Annotated in this window: 1 rRNA gene; it reads left to right on the plus strand. The window is 49.4% G+C overall.

The window, feature by feature from the left end:
- The first annotated feature begins 112 nt into the window (after window positions 1-112).
- Window positions 113-1,629, plus strand: a 16S ribosomal RNA gene (locus GN157_RS01225).
- Window positions 1,630-1,657: the final 28 nt, after the last annotated feature.

Here is a 1,657-nt window from a genome sequence, read left to right on the forward strand (position 1 = left end):
AGAAGACACGTTCATAGACATATTGGATTGACAGCATAAAGAGAGAGTAAGAAACTCGATTTATCGAAAACACAAGACCTAGCAATAAAGATCGTAAAAATATTAAAAATATACGATGAAGAGTTTGATCCTGGCTCAGGATGAACGCTAGCGGCAGGCCTAACACATGCAAGTCGAGGGGTAGAAATAGCTTGCTATTTTGAGACCGGCGCACGGGTGCGTAACGCGTATGCAATCTGCCTTGTACTGGGGGATAGCCCGGAGAAATCCGGATTAATACCCCATAGTATATAGAACTGGCATCGGTTTTATATTAAAGAATTTCGGTACAAGATGAGCATGCGTCCCATTAGCTAGTTGGTATGGTAACGGCATACCAAGGCTTTGATGGGTAGGGGTCCTGAGAGGGAGGTCCCCCACACTGGTACTGAGACACGGACCAGACTCCTACGGGAGGCAGCAGTGAGGAATATTGGTCAATGGACGCAAGTCTGAACCAGCCATGCCGCGTGCAGGATGACGGTCCTATGGATTGTAAACTGCTTTTGTACGGGAAGAAACTACTCTACGTGTAGAGTCCTGACGGTACCGTAAGAATAAGGATCGGCTAACTCCGTGCCAGCAGCCGCGGTAATACGGAGGATCCAAGCGTTATCCGGAATCATTGGGTTTAAAGGGTCCGTAGGCGGTTTTATAAGTCAGTGGTGAAATCCGGCAGCTCAACTGTCGAACTGCCATTGATACTGTAGAACTTGAATTATTGTGAAGTAACTAGAATATGTAGTGTAGCGGTGAAATGCTTAGATATTACATGGAATACCAATTGCGAAGGCAGGTTACTAACAATACATTGACGCTGATGGACGAAAGCGTGGGGAGCGAACAGGATTAGATACCCTGGTAGTCCACGCCGTAAACGATGGATACTAGCTGTTCGGTCGCAAGACTGAGTGGCTAAGCGAAAGTGATAAGTATCCCACCTGGGGAGTACGAACGCAAGTTTGAAACTCAAAGGAATTGACGGGGGCCCGCACAAGCGGTGGAGCATGTGGTTTAATTCGATGATACGCGAGGAACCTTACCAGGGCTTAAATGTAGGATGACAGGTTTGGAAACAGACTTTTCTTCGGACATTCTACAAGGTGCTGCATGGTTGTCGTCAGCTCGTGCCGTGAGGTGTCAGGTTAAGTCCTATAACGAGCGCAACCCCTGTTGTTAGTTGCCAGCGAGTAATGTCGGGAACTCTAGCAAGACTGCCGGTGCAAACCGCGAGGAAGGTGGGGATGACGTCAAATCATCACGGCCCTTACGTCCTGGGCTACACACGTGCTACAATGGCCGGTACAGAGAGCAGCCACCTGGCGACAGGGAGCGAATCTATAAAGCCGGTCACAGTTCGGATTGGAGTCTGCAACCCGACTCCATGAAGCTGGAATCGCTAGTAATCGGATATCAGCCATGATCCGGTGAATACGTTCCCGGGCCTTGTACACACCGCCCGTCAAGCCATGGAAGCTGGGGGTACCTGAAGTCGGTGACCGCAAGGAGCTGCCTAGGGTAAAACTGGTAACTGGGGCTAAGTCGTAACAAGGTAGCCGTACCGGAAGGTGCGGCTGGAACACCTCCTTTCTAGAGACACGATCGTTAGGTTTAAAAA

The organism is Flavobacterium rakeshii (assembly GCF_009741375.1).
Lineage (GTDB): Bacteria > Bacteroidota > Bacteroidia > Flavobacteriales > Flavobacteriaceae > Flavobacterium > Flavobacterium rakeshii.